Origin of the sequence: Gottfriedia sp. OAE603, from assembly GCF_040543965.1 — a bacterium.
GTDB classification, from domain to species: Bacteria; Bacillota; Bacilli; order Bacillales; family Bacillaceae_G; genus Gottfriedia; species Gottfriedia solisilvae.
In genome coordinates, this window is sequence record NZ_JBEUNN010000001.1 from 558,722 (window position 1) to 578,163 (window position 19,442).

The following is a 19,442-nucleotide window of genomic DNA, read 5'->3' on the forward strand; positions in this document are numbered from 1 at the left end:
TGTGAACACACAAAGAGTTCTAGACACTTATTTTTTTATTAGAAATTATATTCAGAAAATATTGACATCAGTTATCAAACTACAATACCTTTAGTATATAAGGCATTTAATTGTTAGGAGGTAAAGAGGATGTTTCAAGCAACAAAAGAATTCGCTGAGATTCTAGATCAAAAAGATTCTTTAGCTAACTATCGTAATGAATTTTATCTACAACCTAATACAATTTACTTAGATGGAAATTCTCTTGGACTTCTTTCAAGAAGAGCAGAGCAAAGTTTACTAGATTTACTAGCTTCTTGGAAAACATTAGCCATCGATGGCTGGATGCAAGGGGAGCACCCTTGGTATTATTTTGCAGAAAAACTAGGTGCTTTAAGTGGACCTTTAGTTGGAGCAAAAGAAGATGAAGTAATCGTAACAGGTTCTACGACTACAAATCTACATCAATTGATTGCAACATTTTATCAACCAAAGGGGAATAAAAAGAAAATATTAGCTGATGAATTAAATTTTCCATCTGATATTTATGCGATTCAAAGTCAATTAAAGTTAAAAGGTTTCGATCCGGAAACACACTTAATTCAAGTGAAGAGCCGTGATGGAAGAACAATTAATGAAGAAGATATTATCAACGAGATGACTGAAGAAGTGGCGTTAATTATTTTGCCAACAGTTTTATATCGAAGCGGTCAATTGCTGGATATAGAGCGCTTAACAAAAGCAGCACATGACCGTGGAATATTGATTGGGTTTGATGGCTGTCATTCAGTCGGAGCAATCCCACATCAGTTTCATGATTGGGATGTAGATTTTGCATATTGGTGTAATTATAAATATTTAAACAGTGGCCCAGGTGGGGTTGGCAGTTTATTTGTACATGAAAAACATTTAGGTAAAATGCCTGGATTAACGGGTTGGTTTGGTTCAGATAAGGAAAAACAGTTTGATATGAAGCATGAGTTTTCACCTTCTCAAACAGCTGGCGCTTATCAAATTGGAACACCACATATATTAAGTATGGCGCCTTTAGCGGGTTCACTTGAACTATTTAATGAAGTGACAATTGAAAGAATTCGAGAAAAATCATTACAAAGTACAGCATATTTAATGGACTTAATTAACGAAGAATTAAGTGAGTTTGAATTTACGATTGGAAATCCACTCGATGATGTTTCACGCGGTGGTCATGTTTGTCTTGAGCATGAGGACGCAGCAAGAATTTGTAAAGCATTAAAATTGAATGGAATTGTTCCAGATTTTCGTGCACCAAATGTTATTAGACTAGCTCCAATTGCATTCTATACTTCCTATGTTGATATTTGGAATAGTGTACAAATATTAAAGAAAATCATGGTGGAAAAGCAATATGAACAATTCCAAAATGAACGAGAAATTATTGCTTAGGAGTTGTATGAAATGTCTTTAATTGATATCTCAAGAAGATTACAAAACGGAATGCCTGTATGGCCAGGTGATACTAATTTCTCATTTGAACTGAGTTGGACTAAAGAGGAAAGTGGTTCAGTGAATGTTGGTAAATTAACATTAAGTACACATACAGGAACACATATCGATGCGCCTTTTCATTTTGATGAAAATGGAATAAAGGTAATCGACCTAGATCCAAATCTTTACGTAGGTGAAGCGAGAGTTATTGAATTACTAGATGTTGAAAGTATTAAAAAAGTAGATGTAGAGGCATTTTCATTAAATGGAGTAAAACGTTTATTAATTAAAACAAATTCATGGAAAAATGATAACGCTTTCCCAGAGAGAATACCTCATATCGAAAAAGATGTAGCAGAATTTTTAAAAGAAAATGGAATTAAATTATTAGGGATAGATGTACCATCAGTAGATCCGCTTGATAGTAAGGAATTAGTTGCACATCATGCGCTACATGAAAATGGAATCCATATATTAGAGTCGATTGACTTACGAAGTGTTAGTGAAGGTGATTATGAGCTTATTGCTTTACCTTTACCATTAACCGATGCAGATGGAAGTCCAGTTCGTGCAGTTTTACGTAAATATGTTTAGGGGGATTTGAAAATGACACAAGAGCAAAAGAAACTAACTGATTATGAGAAATACATCCGCACAGAAGAGTTATTAAGTTTACAAAAACCAGACAATGAATTATTTTGTCCTGATGAACTAACATTTCAAACAATCCATCAAATTGCTGAGTTGCATTTTAAATTAATCATTCAATCAATTCATGCTGCAGATAAACATATGCGTGCAAAGGAAGTAACTAGAGCGATCCATCATCTTGGTCGAATTAATAATCACCTAAAACATTTACCGGCAGTTTTTGATATGGTGAAGGCTGTAAGTCCAAGTGATTACCATATTATTCGTCTAGCATTAGGCAGAGGTAGCGGTCAGGATTCACCTGGATTTAATGAAATCTTAAAATTGGGACCAACGCTTTGGCAGCCTTTTGTAGATTTATTAAATGAAAACTTACTTACACCAGTTCAATTACATCAAAATGCGTCGACTCACTTTGAATTATTCCAGCTGATGCAAGAACTGACTGCTTTTGATGAAAGCTTCCAAACTTTCCGCAGACAGCATATCCAGCTTGTTAGAAGAATGATTGGAATGAATACGAAGAGCTTAAAAGGTGTACCTGCTGAAGCTTTAGAGCGTGCAGTTCGATTTGAATTTTATCCTGAGTTATGGCAAGCAGTTTGTGATTTAACGGATTTAACTGGATCAAGCTATAACCCAAAACCACTATAATAAATTAACTTTAATGACTTTATGAACGAAACAAACCAGATTCTATGTGTATATATTACATAGAGTCTGGTTTTATTTTTTCTAGTTACTAAACGATGGAAAAAATCATTTATGGGAATGATAATTGAATGAGAAAAATTAAGATGTAAGTTTCAAAGTAGAGCGGAGTGTTTAGATGGATAAAAGTCTTCAAAAACAACTAGATACGGCAGCTTTTTTAAGTATTCTAGCTTATTTAATTCTGGCTGCGATTAAAGTAATTGTTAGTTTTAGAACAAATTCAAGTGCGTTACTTGCAGATGGTCTTAACAATGTGACCGATATCGGTGCATCATTAGCAGTGTTTATTGGGATTAAAATTGCAAGAAAGCCAAGGGATTTAGATCATCCATATGGTCATTCAAGAGCGGAGCAAATTGCGACTTTAATAGCTTCCTTCATCATGATGTCCGTAGGTTTACAAGTCATTATAGAAAATGTAAGACTTTTAATAAAGGGTGAATTTGAAACGCCGAATAGTATAGCGGCGATTGTTGCTTTTGCTTCTGGAATATTTATGATTGGAATTTATTTTTATAATAATAAAATTGCTAAAAAAACTAAAAGTAAAGGACTTGAAGCTTCTGCAAAGGATAATCTATCAGATGCATTGGTCAGCTTTGGAACGACAATAGGTGTATTAGGAGCATCTTTTGGCTATCCAATTATCGATCCAATTGTGGCGATCATTGTCGGTGGAATCATATGCAAAACGGCTTGGGAGATTTTTTATGAAGCTTCCCATTCATTAACCGATGGCTTTGATCCAGATGAAATGGTGCTGTTTACTGAAACGGTGGAAAAAGTACCGGGTGTATATAAAGTAGTCGATTTAAGAGCAAGGATGTATGGGAATACAACAATAGCAGATGTAGTCATAGAAGTAGATGGTGGAATCGACGTAAGTAAAAGTCATAGCATTACTGATCAAATTGAAATGATTTTACACGAGCAACATAGTATTCAATATACTCATATTCATGTAGAACCTAAGAGTAAATTTAGGTGAGCATAATAAGAAAAGGTGACACTAAAAATCGTGTCACCTTCAGACTGCCCGCCAAACGCTCGCTTTCTTCGTTGCTTCGCCTGCTTGCGGTGCTCATTACCGATAAAAAAGGTAACTCCGCTCCTCATCCGGCTCCTGAGCCTCGAAAGACAAGCGTTTTCAATCAGTCGGAATCTCTTAGTTATTGTACTTCGTCTACAAACATTAAGATTGCCAGTCTTCTATTTAACCTAACATGTCTTGTTTAATAAACGTAATGAATGCAATGATTAAAGCAGCTATTCCCCAAACTGATAGATTAATCAGAGAGAATTGCATATTCAGTCCTTCTATTGAAGGTAATTGACCTTGTAAATAATCAGTTAGACCGAGGTTTACACTAAAGAAGTATTTAGCACCAGACCATGAAGTTGCAAGTCCACTCAAAACACTTCCTGTAATTAAAGCCGCTAGCATAATCCCCATCGCTGCAGGTGTCGTTCGTACAAGTACAGACACCATAAACGATAATGTTCCAATAATGATACAGACAAACCATGCTAGTCCAAATGCCATAATGACATATTTCCATTGAGGTATGAGTTGAACTGAATCTGTTATTAAATTGTTATTTTTTATAATAAATCCAGTCAATACAGGAACAGTCCAACCTTTAAAGCTAAATACAAATCCAGAAACTATAAAAGCCATCAAACCGTATAAAACGATTAGAAATGAAATTAATAAATAAATTGAAATACATTTACTTAATAAGACCTTCCATCGTTTAACAGGCCTAGTGAGTAACAGTTTGATTGTTCCATCACTTCTTTCACCAGAGACAATATCGATTGTAATGACCATTACGAGTAAAGGTAGGAGTAACCATCCGATACTTTGTTCAATTAGCTCTCGAATGAATGTGGGAGCACCAGGTGTTGTAGGGTTAATATTATTATCTAAGTAATATTGTTCTTGATCAATTTGGACTTTTAGCCAGCTTTTCCATTCTTCAGGAATACCGGATGAATTCAAGCGGTTTTGTTGATCAACAATTTTTTGTTGGAGAGCAACCTTCCAATCATCAGTCCCCAATCGTTTAACAGTTTCTTGCGTTTGCTGTAACTGAGCATAGACAAAAATTGGAATTAAGACAGACAGTATTAGAAAAATGACTAGTATTCTTTTTTTACGTACCATTTTTTCAATTTCATTAAAGACGAGTCTTATTAATTCAGCCAAGTGCTTCGCCTCCTGTCATTTCCATGAATAAATCTTCTAATGTTACGGACATCGTACGAACGCCATTTACTTGTATTGATTCATTCATAAAAAGCTGAATATAATCATGGATTTTTTCAGGTGACATGCGACATTGTATAACATCATCTTTTTGAACAAGGTCTTGAATTGAGGAATCCTTAGTCAGTAATTCTTGTGCACTACTTAAAGGAGATACTTTCCATTCAACTCGTTCTGCAGCTTCTTCTACAAGTTCTTTTACTGTAGATACTCTAACCATTTTTCCCTTATTGATAATGCCTACTCGGTCACAAATCATTTCAATTTCACTAAGTAGGTGGCTTGAAATAAACACACTGATATTATGTTGTTTTACAAGCATATGTATAAATTCTCTTAATTCACGTATACCAGCTGGGTCTAAACCATTTGTTGGTTCATCTAAAATAAGTAGCTTTGGATCTCCTAATAAAGCTTGAGCGATTCCAAGTCTTTGCTTCATACCAAGCGAATAATTTCTTACTTTTTCATGAATTCTTTCATCTAATTTTACTAGTTTTACTACTTCGTTGATTTTAAGTTCGTCAGAAATATGTAACATTCTAGCGAACTGTACTAGATTTTCCCATCCAGTTAAGTACCCATAAAGCTCAGGATTTTCAACAATACAACCAATTTCCTCCATCGCTTGTTTGAAGTGAGTTTTGACTTGATAGCCCGCAACCTCAATCTTACCTTTTGTTGGAGAAATTAACCCAACCAACATTCGAATGGTCGTTGTTTTACCAGCTCCATTTGGTCCTAAAAATCCAAAGACCTCTCCTTCGTTTACTTCGAATGAAATTTGGTCAACTAGTACTTTGCCTTTTATGATTTTTGAAACATTTTCAACTTTTAATACTTTATTCATTTTTCTCACCTCGAAGCTGGCTTCCTATTTTTTTAGATAAGCGATTTGCCATCTCAATGTATCCCGCTTTGTTTGGATGGAAGTGATCAGTGTATAAATATTTTTCTTCTTCGTTATAAAATAAATCAAAAGTAGGAATTACATATGCATTATCAAGCTGAAGTACAGTCTGTTCTAATATTTCATTCCATTTTGAAACAAAGCTTGAAGAGGCATCTAAGCCTTCTACATTATGGAAAGGGTTGTAATACCCTAATGCATAAATAGGAGCAGATTGATTTTGTTTCCGTATTTGTTGAAAGATCATTTGAAGATTTTTTTGAAATGTTTTTTCGTCAGGTCGATATGATTTTAGGAATTGTTGATTTAGTTGATCTGCTCCAGGAAATAAATCATTACCGCCAATGGATAACATAATTGTATCGGCAGTACGAATGGCTTCTTGTACGCTTTTATTATTAAGTTGAGTAACTAAATCTGATGTTTTTGCGCCACTTACTGCTAAATTAGAGATTGTTGAGATTTGATTGTAGTCTTTTTCAAGTGTTTCTTTTACTCTTCTTACATAACCTTGTCCTTCATCATCACCAACTCCACGCGTAATCGAATCGCCCAATGAAACAATCATGATCGAATCTTTTTTATGAATACTTTGTTCTGTGCTATTCTCTTGGCTAACGATCAGTTTGCTTTTCTGAGGATTTAAAATTGTGTATGCACCTTTTATAAATCCAAATGTTAGAAGTAAAAAACACAAAAATGAACTGATCATGATAAAATAAACGAATTTATTGTATTTCAAATTTGTCACCACCAAAAAGGTAAATTTTTCATATATATTCACATTATTACCATATTAAATATAGATTTGCACGAAAAAACCTGTCCAGTTAGTTTTCAGACAGGTTACGTTAAAAAATCATGAAATCTGTTTTAATTTTTTAGGATTAACATGGTTCCGACTGTTTAAATAATAATAACTAACACCTACACCGACAGAACCACCAACAATATTACCTAATGTAACAGGAACTAAATTGTGTAAAACATTACTAAAAGTAAACGCTATATCATGAGGCATAATTGATGCTAAAGTAAAGACGGCAATATTTGCAACACTATGTTCATAACCGGAAAAAAAGAAAGTAAATACTAATAAGAAAATCATGACCATTTTTGCAATATCATCTTTACATCTTGTTGGTAAAAAACAAGCAAGACATACTAGCCAGTTACATAAAACACCTTTAAAAAACAATTGAATAAAAGAAGCGTGTATTTTATGATCTACCACATTTGTTAAGAAATGATCCGTTGGAAATTCCTTTGATAAACCAGTAAAATAATACAAAATAGCGAAGACAAAACATCCTAAAATATTCCCCAAGTAACAAGCAGTCCAGTTTTTGATTAAATCAATTTTACTAGTTTTTTTAGCCAAAGTAGAGAACGTAAAATACATCGTATTACTAGTAAAAAGTTCTCCACCACCATAAATTATCATGACGAGTGCAGTGGCGAAAACAAAAGGATAAGCTACTGAAGTGAATAGTGATTCTTTAAGTCGGAAAATCTCTGCTAATTTTAAGCACACAATTAAAATAAAACTGATGTAAATAGAAGCCAAAGCTGCACGAGTTAGATATTTATTAATATTTTGATCCAATACATTCTTTTTTTTAAGTGCCAATTCAATACAATACTGTATACTTTCTCGTTCCAAGATGATCACTCCAATACATGCTTAAATAAATGAATACACCATTTAGTATAAGGACATATATGAAAGGAAAGATTGTGAAGGTATGAACAATGTGTGAAAAAAGAAAATGCTCGTAATCGTAAAAATAATGAACTACTCGCATCATCTATTTTTATTATTTGTGAATGTATAATATAATTTCGTGTATCAGAATAAACATTTTAAAAAAGTTGTGCAGTATGATGGAGGGGTAATTTTATGCAGAAGGAATTTGAACAAAAATTTGAAGCGCTATTAAAAAAATATACAGAGTTAATGCTTGGAGAATGGTCAGAGGAAAAGCAAGAAAAAGTTGAGAAATGGATTATGTACACGTATATATCTAAATCTATGCCGCCATTGACGAAGCATTGGAATGAAACATATCCAGATGCGAAGGATGAAATGATTCAATTAATTAAAGAAATTAAAACGTTAAACGAACAACATCGAGAAGAAATGGCAAGCAAGAAAAAATAGGTAATAAGATTTAGGGCGTCGTATGGATGACTGATGACTAAAATTATGATAATATAATATTTAGTAAGCGTTTTATTGTTTGTACAAAATTCGACAATTCGCTAAAAAAATGTTTTAACGATATTCATTAAATGATACATTAGTATTATATAGAGAGAGAAGTACTATTTAGAAATTGGGGGTTAAGAGATGGAACAACTGATGAAAAATACTTTTTTATTCATGTCAAAAAATAAGTTTTTAACGAAGATGGCTAAGAAATACGGTCTTCGTTTTGGTGCAGCTCGATTCGTTGCAGGTGAAACAATCGATTTAGCAACTAGAGTAATCCAAGATTTAAATAAAAAAGATTTAAAAGTTACAATTGATTATTTAGGTGAATTCGTTGATACGGTTGAAGAAGCAAACGAAATGACTGATCATTGTATCGAAGCAATTGAAGCAATCGGAAAAAATAAGTTGAATTCACAACTTTCATTAAAGATGACTTCAATGGGTCTTGATATTTCGGACGAGCTTGTATTAGGAAACATGCGCCGAATTCTTGAAGTTGCTACAAAACACAATGTGTTTGTAACGATTGATATGGAAGACTTTACTCGTTGTGAAAAAACAATTCGCATTTTTAAACAATTAAAATCTGAGTACGAAAATATCGGTACTGTAATCCAAGCTTATTTATACAGAACTGAAAACGATATCAATGATTTAAATAGTTTAAATCCAAACTTACGTCTTGTTAAGGGTGCTTATAAAGAGCCTGCAGAGGTTGCATTCCCAGATAAAAAAGATGTGGATGAGAATTTCAAAAAAATCATTAAAATGCACTTATTAAACGGTAACTTTACTGCAATTGCTTCTCATGATGAAGCGATGATTGAATATACTAAACAATTAGTAAAAGAACATAATATTCCTAACGATCAGTTCGAATTCCAAATGTTATATGGTATTCGTGTTGAACGCCAATTAGAGCTTGTTAAAGAAGGCTATAACATGCGTGTTTACGTTCCTTATGGTACTGACTGGTATGGATACTTTATGCGTCGTTTAGCTGAACGTCCAGCTAACGTAGCTTTCGTATTAAAGGGTATGTTCAGTAAATAATGAATTGAAAGAGACTACTGAAAAGAGGATTGTCCGAGATCCTTATTTCAACAGTCTCTTTTTTTCTTTTTATACAGGATTATTTGTGAATCGACCTTAATATAAATTCAAAAACAAAACAACATTATTTTAATGATTTCATCGTCCTAGTCTATGAACAACCTTAGAACAAAAAACTAATCTTATTGACCCATATTTTCTCGTCCGTACTGTTGGTTGTTACTTTGTTTTCCTTTTTCCTGCTTTTGATCTCCATGGCCTGCATTCCCTTGTACACTTGCTGCACTGACCCCACCCTTAGATGGATTTCTCTTCCGTCGCATAGTAATCACCTCCATTCATTAGACTAACCTAATACAGTAATCTTATTAGTAAAAATAAGGTTGGTTAAAATAAAAAATTATTAATTTGAACTTTTTGTTTATTGCGAAAAATTAGAATTTAGCATATAGTGAAAGTAGAGCTCATTTGCGATGGGGAAATTCTATCTTGAAAGTGAATGAGTATTCATTCAAGAAACAAGGAGGAGAAATGCATATGATCCAAAGAATTAAAAAAGCCGCTGTACTCGGCTCGGGTGTGATGGGTTCAGGTATTGCTGCACACTTAGCGAATATAGGTATTCCAACATTACTTCTTGATATTGTCCCAAGAGAATTATCTGAGGAAGATACTGCAAAAGGTCTTACTATTGAATCAAAAGAATTTCGTAATCGTTTTAGTCAATCGGCTATTCAGAAATTATTAAAACAAAAACCAGCTCCTCTAGCCTCAAAGAAAAATTTAGCTTTAATTGAAGCTGGAAATTTTGAAGATGACATGAGTCGTTTAAGTGAAGTTGACTGGGTCATTGAGGTAGTAGTTGAAAATTTAGCGATAAAAAAACAAGTGTTAGCAAAAGTTGATGCTGTTCGTAAACCGGGATCAATCATAAGCTCTAACACATCAGGAATTTCAATTGAAGCGATGTCTGAAGATTGTTCTGAAGACTTTAAAAAACATTTCTTAGGCACACACTTTTTTAATCCACCAAGATACTTAAAATTATTAGAAGTAATTCCTACACAACATACATCTCATGAAGTACTTACATTTATGAAAAAATTTGGTGAAGATGTTTTAGGTAAAGGAGTTGTACTTGCGAAAGATACACCTAACTTTATCGGTAACAGAATCGGAACTTACGGATTGCTTGTAACAGTTCGTGAGATGCTTAAAGGTGGATATAGCGTTGGGGAAGCAGATTCAATTACTGGTCCGATGATCGGTCGTCCATCTAGTGCTACTTTCCGTACTTTAGATGTAGTTGGATTAGATACATTTATCCACGTTGCAAATAATGTTTATGACTTAGTAGAAGGCGAAGAAAAAGAAGTATTCAAAGTTCCTGAATTTATGAAGGAAATGGCGGATCGTAAATGGTTAGGGAGTAAGAGCGGTCAAGGATTTTTCTTGAAGCAAGGTAAAGAAATTTTAGAACTTGATCCAGCTACTTTTGAATATGGTACAAGAAAAAAATTAACGACTGTATCTACAGAAACTGTTAAACAAGTAAAAGGTTTATCAAATAAGTTGAAAGCGCTTGTATACGCTGATGACAGAGCTGGAAACTTCCTATGGAGTATTATTAGTCCAGTATTAGCATACTCTGCAGAATTAACTGGTGAAATTTCAGATAATATTGTTGGAATAGACCAAGCGATGAAATGGGGATTTGGATGGGATTTAGGTCCTTTTGAGATTTGGGATGCAATTGGTGTATCTAAATCAGTAGTCCGCATGGAAAGCGAAGGCATTTCTGTTCCTGGTTGGGTTAAGGATCTGTTAGATAACGGTAATGATAGCTTCTACAAACAAGATAATGGAGCTATTAGTTTCTATCATAATGGAGAATATGTTCAATTAGATCGAAATGAAAAAGAAATTAAACTTAGTGCTTTAAAGGAACAAGGTCGTATCATTAAGAAAAATTCTGGTGCAAGTTTAATTGACCTTGGTGATGGTGTTGCTTGCTTAGAGTTCCATACAAAGAGCAACGCAATCGGTATGGATATTACACAAATGATTAACTTCGCAGTCGAGGAAGTATCTAAAAATTACAAAGGGTTAGTCATTGGAAATCAAGCTAAGAATTTCTGTGTTGGTGCAAACTTAGCAATGATTTTAATGGAAGCTCAAGATGATAACTACTTTGAAATTGAAATGGTTGTTAAAGGCTTCCAAAACGCAATGATGAAAATCAAATACTCTGATAAACCAGTAGTAGTAGCACCATATGGAATGACACTTGGTGGAGGTACAGAGATTTGTTTACCGGCCTCTAGTATTGTTGCATCTTCAGAGACTTATATGGGCTTAGTTGAAGTTGGCGTAGGATTAATTCCTGGCGGTGGCGGTAGCAAAGAGCTTTATATGAAACAATTAAAACAATTCCCAGAAGGCGTGCAGTTTGACTTGCAAACATTAGCAAACCGAGTGTTTGAAACAGTTGCTATGGCAAAAGTTTCTACATCTGCTCAAGAAGCATTTGAAAACGGATTCTTAAATCACAATGATCGCAAAGTGTTTAATGCGGATCATTTAATCTATGAAGCAAAACAACGAGTTCTTGAATTATATGAAGCTGGTTACAGTGCACCAGTACGTGAGAAAGTACCTGTTGTTGGTGAAACAGGCTATGCAACATTATTATTAGGTGCCCAAGCTATGTATCAATCTGGATATATTAGTGAGCATGATTTAACAATTGCTAAGAAATTAGCTTATGTAATTGCTGGTGGTAAAGTTCCATTCGGTACAAAAGTTGATGAGCAATATCTATTAGACATTGAGCGTGAAGCATTCTTAAGCTTAATCACTGAAATGAAGTCTCAAGCTCGTATGCAGCACATGCTTGTAAAAGGAAAACCGTTACGTAACTAATCGGAGATGGAGGGAAGAACATGAGAGAAGCTGTCATTGTAGCAGGTGCAAGAACACCTGTAGGCAAATCGAAAAAAGGTTCACTTGCAACAGTTCGACCAGATGATTTAGGAGCATTAGTAGTAAAAGAAACATTAAAACGTGCTGGTAATTATGATGGTCCAATTGATGATTTAATTTTTGGATGTGCAATGCCTGAAGCTGAACAAGGCTTAAATATGGCAAGAAATATTGGAGCACTTGCTGGATTACCAAATACAGTTCCGGCTATCACAATCAATCGTTATTGTTCTTCAGGTTTACAAAGTATAGCGTATGCTGCAGAGCGAATTATGTTAGGTCACTCAGAAGCTGCGATTGCTGGTGGTGCTGAATCTATGAGTTTAGTACCAATGTCAGGACATGTAATTCGTCCAAATAGTAGACTAGTAGAAAATGCGCCTGAATATTATATGGGTATGGGGCACACTGCTGAGCAAGTAGCAAATCGCTATGGAATTTCTCGTGAAGACCAAGATGCATTTGCGGTTCGAAGCCATCAAAAAGCAGCTGCTGCAATTCGTGAAGGTCGCTTTGTAGATGAAATTGTACCAGTTGATGTTGCGCTACGTTCAATTAATTCAAATAACAAATTAGAGGAGAAAAAATTTACTTTTTCTCAAGATGAGGGCGTACGTGAGGGTACAACTTCTGAAATTTTAGCAAAATTACGTCCAGCATTTAATGTGAGAGGATCAGTGACTGCTGGTAACTCTTCACAAACAAGTGATGGCGCAGCAGCGGTACTAGTAATGGATCGTGAAAAAGCTGAAGCGGAAGGATTAAGTCCACTTTTAAAATTCCGTTCATTTGCAGTTGCTGGTGTAGCACCAGAAGTGATGGGGATTGGTCCAGTTGAAGCAATTCCAAAAGCTCTTAAACTAGCAGGTTTAAGTTTATCTGATATCGGATTATTTGAGTTAAACGAAGCATTTGCTTCACAGTCAATTCAAGTCATGCGTCACTTAGGTTTAGATGAAAACAAAGTAAACGTAAACGGTGGTGCAATTGCATTAGGACATCCACTTGGCTGTACTGGTGCAAAATTAACACTATCTTTATTACATGAGATGAAACGTCGTGGAGAGCAATTCGGTGTAGTAACAATGTGTATCGGTGGCGGAATGGGAGCTGCTGGGGTATTTGAATTAATTTAATAAAAAAAACAAATACAAAATAAATGAAAACGAAATAGGAGGAAGAAATAATGGAAAAAACAATCGGTAGTGTCATTAAAGGCGGAAGCTTTTTAACAGAAGAAATTACTTTTGATAAAATTTTTACTCCAGAGGATTATACTGACGAGCATAAATTAATTGCGAAAACAACTGAAGAGTTTGTTGTAAATGAAGTGTTACCAGAATTAGAGTATTTAGAGAAGCATGAATTCGAGCGTTCTGTTCGTTTATTAAAACAAGCTGGTGAGCTAGGCTTACTTGCTGCAGATATTCCAGAAGAATATGGTGGCATTGCATTAGATAAAATTAGTTCGTCACTAATTTCAGAGAAGTTTTCTTTAGCTGGTGGATTTGCAATTACTCATGGAGCGCATGTTGGAATTGGGTCACTTCCAATCGTTTTATTCGGTAATGAAGATCAAAAGAAACGCTATTTACCAGATTTAGCTACTGGTGAAAAATTAGCTGCATACGCGTTAACAGAGCCAGGTTCAGGTTCAGATGCATTAGGAGCGAAAACAACAGCGAAATTAAATGCTGAAGGTACACATTATATTTTAAATGGTGAAAAACAATGGATCACTAACTCTGCATTTGCAGATGTATTCGTTGTATATGCAAAAATCGATGGTGAGCATTTCTCTACATTTATCGTTGAAAGAAACTATCCAGGCGTTTCAACTAGCCCAGAAGAAAAGAAAATGGGTATCAAATCATCTTCTACTCGTACTTTAATTTTAGAAGATGTTGCAGTACCAGTAGAAAATCTTTTAGGTGAAGTAGGAAAAGGCCATGTCATTGCATTCAACATTTTAAATATTGGTCGATACAAATTAGCTGTCGGGACAGTTGGATCTTCTAAACGTGCTTTAGAATTATCTGCAACTTATGCAAACCAACGTCAACAGTTTAAAACACCAATCGCTAAATTTAGCTTAATTCAAGAAAAATTGGCGAACATGGCTACGAAAATTTATGCAAATGAAAGTTCAGTTTACCGTACTGTAGGATTATTTGAAGACCGCTTTAGTCAATTAACTGAGGAACAAGCAAAAGATCCAAAAGCAGTAGCGGCAGCTGTTTCTGAATATGCGATTGAGTGTTCATTAAATAAATTCTTCGGTTCAGAAGTATTAGACTATGTAGCTGACGAAGGTGTTCAAATTCACGGTGGTTATGGTTTCATGGCAGAATATGAAATTGAGCGCATTTATCGTGACTCTCGTATCAACCGTATCTTTGAAGGTACAAATGAAATTAACCGATTAATCGTACCAGGTACTTTCTTACGTAAAGCTATGAAAGGTGAATTACCTTTACTTCAACAAGCTCAAGCAATTCAAGAAGAGCTTATGATGTTTATGCCTTCAGAAGTAGGAGATGCTCCATTAGAGCAAGAAAAGCATTTACTACGTAACGCGAAGAAAATTGGTATCATGATTGCAGGATTAGCTGCTCAAAAATTCGGTAAAGCATTAGAAAGAGAGCAAGAAATCTTAGTAAACATTGCTGATATTGCAAGCAATATTTATGCAATGGAATCTGCAATTCTTCGTACAGAAAAAGCAATCAACAAAGTAGGCGTAGAAAAATCAAACCAAAAACTACTTTATACTCAAGTATTCTGTCAAGAAGCGTTCAATGATATTGAGGCTCATGCAAAAGAAACTTTAGTAGCTGTTGAGTCAGGGGATTCTTTACGTATGATGACTTCTGCGCTTCGTAAATTTACTCGTCACACGCCGATTAACGTAATTGCTAAAAAGCGTGAAATCGCAGCTGGTGTATTAGCTGCTGAGCGTTATACAGTATAAGATTTTAGAAAAACTGCCTTTCTTAAGAGATTGGCAGTTTTTCTATGAAAGGAATTACTACTTTCTGCCCTAATAAATATTTAATGATATGGTAAAAATAGGATAATCTAACTTCAGATATGACATACTAATATAGGTTATTCTAAAAAATAAATCAGATTAAATCATTTCTGATAGTATAATTTGGTCTTGAAAATACGAATGATGGTTAGGATATGAAAAAAATATCGTAATAAATTGAAAAATAACCGAACGTTTAACTAGTTAATATTGTCTAATGTTGTTATAATATTTATAAATGACAATTTATAACAGAATTTTCTAACCGAACTATTTTAACTCACTTATTTACTGTGATAAAATAGAAAATGGGAGGAGTTGCTAATATGAGTATCATTTTTTATACATATCCAAAGTGTGGAACTTGTCGAAAAGCTGCTTCTTGGCTTAAAGAACATAATGTAACTGTGGAAGCAGTTGATATTACATTAAATCCGCCTTCAAAGGAATTACTTGCTGATGTTTTAAAAGTAAGTGGAATTTCTATTAATAAATTATTTAATACAAGTGGTGTAAAATACCGAGAGCTTGGCTTGAAGGATGTTATTCCAACTAAAACTGAAGAAGAGCTTCTAGAACTTCTAAGTTCTGATGGCAAACTGATCAAAAGACCGCTTCTATTCAATGGAGATCAAGCGACAGTTGGTTTTAACGAAGAAGTATTTGAAAAAGTTTGGTTATAAAATAACATAAATTATGGTAATTAATCGAGGAGGATTCACAATGTCAATTCCAAAAGAATTACGTTATTCAGAAGAACATGAGTGGGTAAGAGTTGAAGGTAATAAGTACTATATCGGTATTACTCATTTTGCACAATCAGAGCTTGGAGATATCGTATTTGTTGAGTTACCAGAAGTAGGCGATGATATTACAGTAAACGAGCCGTTTGGTAGCGTTGAGTCTGTTAAAACAGTTTCTGAACTTTATGCTCCTATTAGTGGAAAAGTTGTTGAAGTAAACTCAAGCCTAGATGATAATCCAGAATTCGTAAACGAATCTCCATACGAAAAAGCATGGATGGTAGTTGTTGAAGCTTCTAACACTTCTGAATATGAAGAGTTAATGTCTGCTGAAAAATACGAAGAAATGATTAATCAAGATTAATTATCTATTAAGAGCGTCCAATTATGGGCGCTTTTCTTAATTTATGTGTATACTGTTAAATACAAAATACTATTTTTATGTTATTTTTTGTCTTGTTTTTGGGTTAGTTTATTTTCCTTTTATGAAAAAAAGGAAACAACAAACGAAAATAGAATATACTATATATATGAATTAAGCTTTAGAGTCCTTTACATTAGGTGATGCCCAGTGAATATTGAAGATCAAAGAAAAGTAATCATTGTCGAAGGTACTACTGATAAAAGAAAGATTCAGTCTATTATAAAAGAACCTGTAGATATCATTTGTACAAATGGAACTGTAGGGACAACTAAATTAGATGAACTAGCCGAAATGTTAGATTATAGAGAAATCTACGTGCTAGTTGATGCTGATGAGGCTGGAGAAACAACTGAGAAGATTATTAAAAAGAGAATTTCCTCAAGCGGAGCATTTGTATATCGACAGAAGTTATCGTGAAGTTGCAACAGCTCCAAGTCAACATTTAGCAAGTGTATTATTAGGAGCGGACATTTCCGTTTTTACAGACTATTTAAGAACAATTTAAGAGGATTAATGATATGTACCAGTGGACAAAGAATGAATTAATGCAACGTATAGAATCAAAAGAAACAACAATTTTATATATATATACCGCTATGTGTGGTACTTGCCAAGTAGCATCTAAAATGTTAGAAATCGTTAATGAAATACTCCCGAATTTACCATTATCTAAGCAAAATATTAATGATCTAACACAAGAAGCTCAGCACTGGAAAATTGAAAGTGTACCTTGTCTAATTATTTTCGACAAAGGAGAAATCAAACAAAAGATATACGCTTTCCAATCTGTTCCGTATTTACATGACTTATTAAAAAAATACAATCTGTATATTAAACGATGAATATTGAGAGACCGTGAAGTCCTCTTGATAATGAAAAATGACGACTAATTGACAAGTGATTAGTTGTCATTTTTTTATGTTTTTAAAAGGTTTTTTCTAATAGAATTTTGCTTTTTGGTTAAATAGAACTATATATACAAAAGTTGATTACAACGGAAGGTGCGAGACTCCTGTGGGAGATGCGGAAAGGCTGAGACCCCGGAGGTTAGCCGAGGAGGCTCAGCTTTCGCCCCACGGAAAGCGAGCAACCTGGAGTTGTAATCAACTAACACATTCTTAAGCCCGGAAATTTCAAAATTGTTTTATCAATGACTATATTTTATTACCCAACTTCTGACATATTTCTTGGGAAATAAGGTGAATGTTGTAGAATGACATGCGTTTATCCATGGTAATTGTCGAGCGAAAAGTAAAGAACATAACATCTATCTATGAGAAAATAGTTTTAAAGAATTCGGGAGAGGTGTAAACGATATGGAAATTAAGGAGTGGGTTGGACAAGCTAGAAATTTATTTATTAATAAAGAATATTTACAAATAATTTTACCGATTGAAGATCGAATTTTCGAACTAAATTGTCTTAATGAGAAGTCATATATCAAATTCAGTAAAAAAGCTCCATATATTGAAATATTAGATCGAGCTATTCCACAGTTAAGAATTAATTTAACGAAAGATGGTTGGAAATCGTTAAATTTAGGTAGGGAACGCTTAGGACTATTATTAAAGTTAAATGACGCTTCTTATGAGGGGAATTATCGATTATTATTACTCATTGAAACAATTTTTCAATATACGAGTGTGGAGAATGAGAAAAAACTTTTAGAAAATTGTTGACAACTTATGTCTAAGTTTGTAGAATGAAAACTACATTAAACAACCGAATATTTGATACGTTAACTCTTATCGAGAGAGGTGGAGGGACTGAGCCCTGTGAAACCCAGCAACCGTCAATGCTTGTCATTGAAATGGTGCTAATTCCTGCAAAGCAATTGCTTTGAGAGATGAGAGAAAGGATTACTTTTTATGTTAAACCTTTCTGCTCATGCGAGTAGAAAGGTTTTTTTGTTTTTTAAGACTAAAAAAGATATTTCTTACAAAAAATTGAAAAGAGTGTTGTTAGAATGTTTGAGAGGAGAAATCATGAATGATTCAAATAAATAATGTAAGTAAGATATATAGGAGTAAAAAGGGCACTGTAACCGCGGTAAAGGATGTTTCACTAACAATTGAAGCAGGCGAAATCTTTGGCATGATCGGATATAGCGGTGCTGGGAAAAGTACGTTATTACGAATGCTAAACGGACTTGAAATTCCAACAGATGGTGACGTAATCGTAAATGGAAAATCAATCACAAAGTGTTCATCAGCAGAGCTTCGAAAATCAAGACAGAAAATCGGGATGATATTCCAACACTTTAACTTATTATGGTCTAGAACAGTTTTAGACAATATACTTTTCCCGCTTGAAATTGCAAATGTTTCAAAAAAGGAACGTGTAGAGCGCGCAAAAGAATTAATCAAGCTTGTTGGCCTTGAAGGAAGAGAAAATGCATATCCTTCAGAACTAAGTGGTGGTCAAAAACAACGTGTTGGTATCGCAAGAGCATTAGCAAATAATCCAGATGTTTTATTATGTGATGAGGCTACTTCTGCATTAGATCCAGAAACAACTGACTCAATACTTTCACTACTAACAAGTATTAATAAACAACTTGGTATTACAATCGTTATGATTACACATGAAATGCATGTTATTCAGAAAGTTTGTCAGCGAGTAGCTGTAATGGAAAATGGAAAAGTCGTTGAAGAGGGTCATGTAGTAGATGTGTTCACTCATCCACAACAAGAAATTACGAAGAAATTCGTAAAGCAGGTTAGAGGAACAGATGAAGAGTTTAATCAACAAGTAATTATAGAAAGCAATGGGAATGATAAAACTTACAGGCTAACGTTTAAAAATGGACAAGCTAATCAACCCCATATATCTGAAGTAGTAAAGCACTTTGATATTGAAATCAATATTTTGCAAGGAAAAATTGTTCAAACCGCTGAAGGGTCATACGGAACACTAACTATTCAACTTGTAGGAGATTTAAATAACATCAAAGAAGCAATTTCTTACTTAGAATCAAAGCAAGTTGAAGTGGAGGTAGCGTAAT

At 34.2% G+C, this 19,442-nt stretch carries 19 protein-coding genes, 1 pseudogene and 1 riboswitch; of the genes and pseudogenes, 15 read left to right on the forward strand and 5 right to left on the reverse strand.

The genetic code is table 11. The features are described 5' to 3' along the window. Positions 1-129 precede the first annotated feature (129 nt). The 4 genes from kynU (at position 130) to ABID96_RS02720 (ending at position 3,799) form a co-directional block, all read left to right on the forward strand. On the forward strand, positions 130-1,404 hold the full coding sequence (gene kynU / locus ABID96_RS02705; RefSeq protein ID WP_192603255.1) for a kynureninase: 1,275 nt from the start codon (positions 130-132) through the stop codon (positions 1,402-1,404). A 12-nt stretch (positions 1,405-1,416) separates the two neighbouring features. Continuing rightward, the gene (gene kynB, locus ABID96_RS02710; RefSeq protein ID WP_192603254.1) at positions 1,417-2,040 is read left to right on the forward strand and encodes an arylformamidase; all 624 of its coding nucleotides are present in this window, start codon (positions 1,417-1,419) and stop codon (positions 2,038-2,040) included. Between the two features lie 12 nt (positions 2,041-2,052). Continuing rightward, positions 2,053-2,751 carry a tryptophan 2,3-dioxygenase family protein gene (locus ABID96_RS02715; RefSeq protein ID WP_192603253.1) on the forward strand — a complete coding sequence of 233 codons (699 nt, stop codon included), beginning with the start codon at positions 2,053-2,055 and terminating at the stop codon, positions 2,749-2,751. Between the two features lie 175 nt (positions 2,752-2,926). Then, the gene (locus ABID96_RS02720; RefSeq protein WP_192603252.1) at positions 2,927-3,799 is read left to right on the forward strand and encodes a cation diffusion facilitator family transporter; all 873 of its coding nucleotides are present in this window, start codon (positions 2,927-2,929) and stop codon (positions 3,797-3,799) included. A gap of 225 nt (positions 3,800-4,024) precedes the next feature. On the opposite strand, the gene ABID96_RS02725 is transcribed toward ABID96_RS02720, so the two are convergent. The 4 genes from ABID96_RS02725 to ABID96_RS02740 form a co-directional block, all read right to left on the reverse strand. Beyond that, on the reverse strand, positions 4,025-5,020 hold the full coding sequence (locus tag ABID96_RS02725) for an ABC transporter permease subunit (RefSeq protein ID WP_192603251.1): 996 nt from the start codon (positions 5,018-5,020) through the stop codon (positions 4,025-4,027). After that, positions 5,013-5,930 carry an ABC transporter ATP-binding protein gene (locus ABID96_RS02730; RefSeq protein ID WP_192603250.1) on the reverse strand — a complete coding sequence of 306 codons (918 nt, stop codon included), beginning with the start codon at positions 5,928-5,930 and terminating at the stop codon, positions 5,013-5,015. The genes ABID96_RS02725 and ABID96_RS02730 overlap by 8 nt, the downstream gene beginning before the upstream one ends. Further along, positions 5,923-6,732 (reverse strand): GDSL-type esterase/lipase family protein, encoded by an 810-nt coding sequence (locus tag ABID96_RS02735; protein WP_192603249.1) that lies wholly within the window; start codon positions 6,730-6,732, stop codon positions 5,923-5,925. The genes ABID96_RS02730 and ABID96_RS02735 overlap by 8 nt, the downstream gene beginning before the upstream one ends. A 117-nt stretch (positions 6,733-6,849) precedes the next feature. Then, entirely contained in the window at positions 6,850-7,653 is an 804-nt protein-coding gene (locus ABID96_RS02740) for a formate/nitrite transporter family protein (protein ID WP_192603248.1), read from the reverse strand. A gap of 237 nt (positions 7,654-7,890) precedes the next feature. Here ABID96_RS02740 and ABID96_RS02745 point away from each other — a divergent pair, with 237 nt between their 5' ends. After that, complete coding sequence (locus tag ABID96_RS02745; RefSeq protein ID WP_192603247.1) at positions 7,891-8,151, forward strand: DUF2573 family protein; 261 nt, start codon at positions 7,891-7,893, stop codon at positions 8,149-8,151. Between the two features lie 189 nt (positions 8,152-8,340). Then, positions 8,341-9,258, forward strand: a complete 918-nt coding sequence (locus ABID96_RS02750) for a proline dehydrogenase family protein (protein WP_088000617.1) — start codon at positions 8,341-8,343, stop codon at positions 9,256-9,258. 182 nt (positions 9,259-9,440) lie between these two features. Here ABID96_RS02750 and ABID96_RS02755 read toward each other — a convergent pair whose 3' ends face one another. Next, entirely contained in the window at positions 9,441-9,581 is a 141-nt protein-coding gene (locus ABID96_RS02755; protein WP_088000615.1) for a YuzL family protein, read from the reverse strand. 217 nt (positions 9,582-9,798) lie between these two features. Between ABID96_RS02755 and ABID96_RS02760 the strand changes: the two genes are divergently transcribed. From ABID96_RS02760 to ABID96_RS02800, 9 genes and pseudogenes are all read left to right on the forward strand, one after another. Further along, positions 9,799-12,180 carry a 3-hydroxyacyl-CoA dehydrogenase/enoyl-CoA hydratase family protein gene (locus ABID96_RS02760; protein ID WP_192603683.1) on the forward strand — a complete coding sequence of 794 codons (2,382 nt, stop codon included), beginning with the start codon at positions 9,799-9,801 and terminating at the stop codon, positions 12,178-12,180. A 20-nt stretch (positions 12,181-12,200) separates the two neighbouring features. Next, positions 12,201-13,376 (forward strand): acetyl-CoA C-acetyltransferase, encoded by a 1,176-nt coding sequence (locus ABID96_RS02765; protein WP_088000613.1) that lies wholly within the window; start codon positions 12,201-12,203, stop codon positions 13,374-13,376. A gap of 50 nt (positions 13,377-13,426) precedes the next feature. After that, entirely contained in the window at positions 13,427-15,211 is a 1,785-nt protein-coding gene (locus ABID96_RS02770; protein WP_192603246.1) for an acyl-CoA dehydrogenase family protein, read from the forward strand. A gap of 386 nt (positions 15,212-15,597) precedes the next feature. Continuing rightward, positions 15,598-15,954, forward strand: a complete 357-nt coding sequence (locus ABID96_RS02775; RefSeq protein ID WP_088000609.1) for an arsenate reductase family protein — start codon at positions 15,598-15,600, stop codon at positions 15,952-15,954. 40 nt (positions 15,955-15,994) lie between these two features. Beyond that, positions 15,995-16,378 carry a glycine cleavage system protein GcvH gene (gene gcvH, locus ABID96_RS02780; protein ID WP_088000607.1) on the forward strand — a complete coding sequence of 128 codons (384 nt, stop codon included), beginning with the start codon at positions 15,995-15,997 and terminating at the stop codon, positions 16,376-16,378. Positions 16,379-16,591: 213 nt separating this feature from the next. Further along, a pseudogene (locus tag ABID96_RS02785) lies at positions 16,592-16,943 on the forward strand (toprim domain-containing protein). Positions 16,944-16,956: 13 nt separating this feature from the next. Beyond that, on the forward strand, positions 16,957-17,280 hold the full coding sequence (locus ABID96_RS02790) for a thioredoxin family protein (protein WP_192603245.1): 324 nt from the start codon (positions 16,957-16,959) through the stop codon (positions 17,278-17,280). Between the two features lie 474 nt (positions 17,281-17,754). Beyond that, positions 17,755-18,117, forward strand: coding sequence for a hypothetical protein (locus ABID96_RS02795; protein WP_192603244.1), 363 nt, complete (start codon positions 17,755-17,757; stop codon positions 18,115-18,117). A gap of 63 nt (positions 18,118-18,180) precedes the next feature. Continuing rightward, a riboswitch (SAM riboswitch) is annotated at positions 18,181-18,291 on the forward strand. Positions 18,292-18,427: 136 nt separating this feature from the next. Continuing rightward, entirely contained in the window at positions 18,428-19,441 is a 1,014-nt protein-coding gene (locus ABID96_RS02800) for a methionine ABC transporter ATP-binding protein (RefSeq protein WP_192603243.1), read from the forward strand. Position 19,442: the final 1 nt, after the last annotated feature.

Excerpts from the sequence above, each read along its gene's own strand:
- kynU (WP_192603255.1), top strand. The coding sequence starts at position 130 with ATGTTTCAAGCAACAAAAGAATTCGCTGAGATTCTAGATCAAAAAGAT.
- kynB (WP_192603254.1), top strand. The coding sequence starts at position 1,417 with ATGTCTTTAATTGATATCTCAAGAAGATTACAAAACGGAATGCCTGTA.
- ABID96_RS02715 (WP_192603253.1), top strand. The coding sequence starts at position 2,053 with ATGACACAAGAGCAAAAGAAACTAACTGATTATGAGAAATACATCCGC.
- ABID96_RS02720 (WP_192603252.1), top strand. The coding sequence starts at position 2,927 with ATGGATAAAAGTCTTCAAAAACAACTAGATACGGCAGCTTTTTTAAGT.
- ABID96_RS02730 (WP_192603250.1), bottom strand. The coding sequence starts at position 5,930 with ATGAATAAAGTATTAAAAGTTGAAAATGTTTCAAAAATCATAAAAGGC.
- ABID96_RS02745 (WP_192603247.1), top strand. The coding sequence starts at position 7,891 with ATGCAGAAGGAATTTGAACAAAAATTTGAAGCGCTATTAAAAAAATAT.
- ABID96_RS02750 (WP_088000617.1), top strand. The coding sequence starts at position 8,341 with ATGGAACAACTGATGAAAAATACTTTTTTATTCATGTCAAAAAATAAG.
- ABID96_RS02755 (WP_088000615.1), bottom strand. The coding sequence starts at position 9,581 with ATGCGACGGAAGAGAAATCCATCTAAGGGTGGGGTCAGTGCAGCAAGT.
- ABID96_RS02765 (WP_088000613.1), top strand. The coding sequence starts at position 12,201 with ATGAGAGAAGCTGTCATTGTAGCAGGTGCAAGAACACCTGTAGGCAAA.
- ABID96_RS02770 (WP_192603246.1), top strand. The coding sequence starts at position 13,427 with ATGGAAAAAACAATCGGTAGTGTCATTAAAGGCGGAAGCTTTTTAACA.
- ABID96_RS02775 (WP_088000609.1), top strand. The coding sequence starts at position 15,598 with ATGAGTATCATTTTTTATACATATCCAAAGTGTGGAACTTGTCGAAAA.
- gcvH (WP_088000607.1), top strand. The coding sequence starts at position 15,995 with ATGTCAATTCCAAAAGAATTACGTTATTCAGAAGAACATGAGTGGGTA.
- ABID96_RS02790 (WP_192603245.1), top strand. The coding sequence starts at position 16,957 with ATGTACCAGTGGACAAAGAATGAATTAATGCAACGTATAGAATCAAAA.
- ABID96_RS02795 (WP_192603244.1), top strand. The coding sequence starts at position 17,755 with ATGGAAATTAAGGAGTGGGTTGGACAAGCTAGAAATTTATTTATTAAT.
- ABID96_RS02800 (WP_192603243.1), top strand. The coding sequence starts at position 18,428 with ATGATTCAAATAAATAATGTAAGTAAGATATATAGGAGTAAAAAGGGC.